The sequence below is a fragment of the Streptomyces sp. NPDC006529 genome, assembly GCF_040611795.1.
In the GTDB taxonomy this organism is placed as follows: Bacteria; Actinomycetota; Actinomycetes; order Streptomycetales; family Streptomycetaceae; genus Streptomyces.
On the sequence record NZ_JBEXPB010000131.1, the window covers coordinates 1 to 1,385 of the forward strand.

Below are 1,385 nucleotides of genomic sequence, written 5' to 3' on the forward strand. Positions count from 1 at the left end.
GTCGACGCCAACGGCAGCATCGCGAACGACTGGGTGAGCAACGGCGCGTGGCAGGGCCCCGCCGGCATCGGCGGCACCAGCCGCTGACCAGCCCGTAGCCCCATCACGCACCCCAGTTCCCGCCGCGTCGGCCGACCTGCTCGGCCGACGCGGCCCCAAGTGAAGGACTCGGAATGTCTGTTATCCGTCGATCGCGTCAGCTCATATGCGGAGTGGCGGCGTTTGCGGCCGCGTGCACCGCGACGCTGGCCCCCGCGGCCGCCTCGCCGGTGTCGAATGCTGCGGCCGCCGCAGCAACGACGGCGGCCTCGAACTGCGGTGGCTACTCGTCCAACACCACGCCGCCGTCCACGATCCGGGTGCTTCAATACGCCCAGCACACGAGCGCCGGCGGCCCGGTCGCGGGCACCGAGACCGGTGTGATCACCGTCCCGTTCCAGTCCTACATCAAGGACGTGCTGCCAGGGGAGTGGAGTGCTTCCTGGCAGTCCGACTCGCTGCGAGCCGGTGCGATGGCGGCCAAGACCTACGCCTGGTACTGGGTCAACAACTGGCGCGGCGGGACGTACGGCGGTAGCTGCTACAACGTCGACGACTCGATCAACTACCAGCGCTACATACCCGGTCGGGCCACCGCTTCCACCAACGCCGCCGTGGAAGCGACCTGGAACTCGGTGATGACCAAGAGCGGCTCGATCTTCCAGGCCTCCTACCAGGCCACGCTGACGGGCAGCAGCTCCGAGTCCTGCGGTTCGGGCCTCTCCCGCTACCCGAACACCCTCAGCCAGTGGGGCTCCCAGAACTGCGCCCTCGCGGGCCAGACCTGGCAGCCGATCCTTTCCACCTACTACCCCGGCATCTCGATCTCCGGCGGTGGTGGGATGACCAACTTCGGCACCGTATCGATGGATGCGGCGGGGACGCATGTGGCGTTCGTGGACGCCAATGGTGATCTGGCGAATGACTGGGTGAGCAACGGCGGGTGGCAGGGTCCGTCCGGCCTGGGCGGCAAGGCGAGGTCCGATTCGCCGGTGGTCCTCAATGCGAATTCCGATCACGCCTTCTTCATCGATGCCAATGGCAACGTGATGAATGACTGGGTGAGCAACGGTGCCTGGCAGGGTCCGTCGGCGACCGGTGGGAAGGCGCGGGCCGGTTCTCCGTTGGTGACCAATGCGGCGGGCACGATGGTGGCCTTCGTCGACACCAGCGGCAATGTGGTCAATGACTGGGTTGCCAACGGTGCCTGGTCGGGACCGGCGGCCACGGGTGGTCAGGCGCGTTCGGATTCGCCTCTGGCGATGAGTGCCAATGGTGATCACCTGTTCTTCATCGATGCCAATGGCAGTGTGGCGAACGACTGGGTGGCCAATGGCGGGTGGCAG

Annotated in this window: 1 protein-coding gene; it reads left to right on the forward strand. The window is 66.9% G+C overall.

Annotation, left to right across the window (positions count from 1 at the left end; translation table 11 throughout):
* Positions 1-173 precede the first annotated feature (173 nt).
* Positions 174-1,385, forward strand: a 1,212-nt coding sequence (locus ABZY31_RS31235) for a SpoIID/LytB domain-containing protein (RefSeq protein ID WP_356417067.1), incomplete at its 3' end; no start/stop codon positions are given.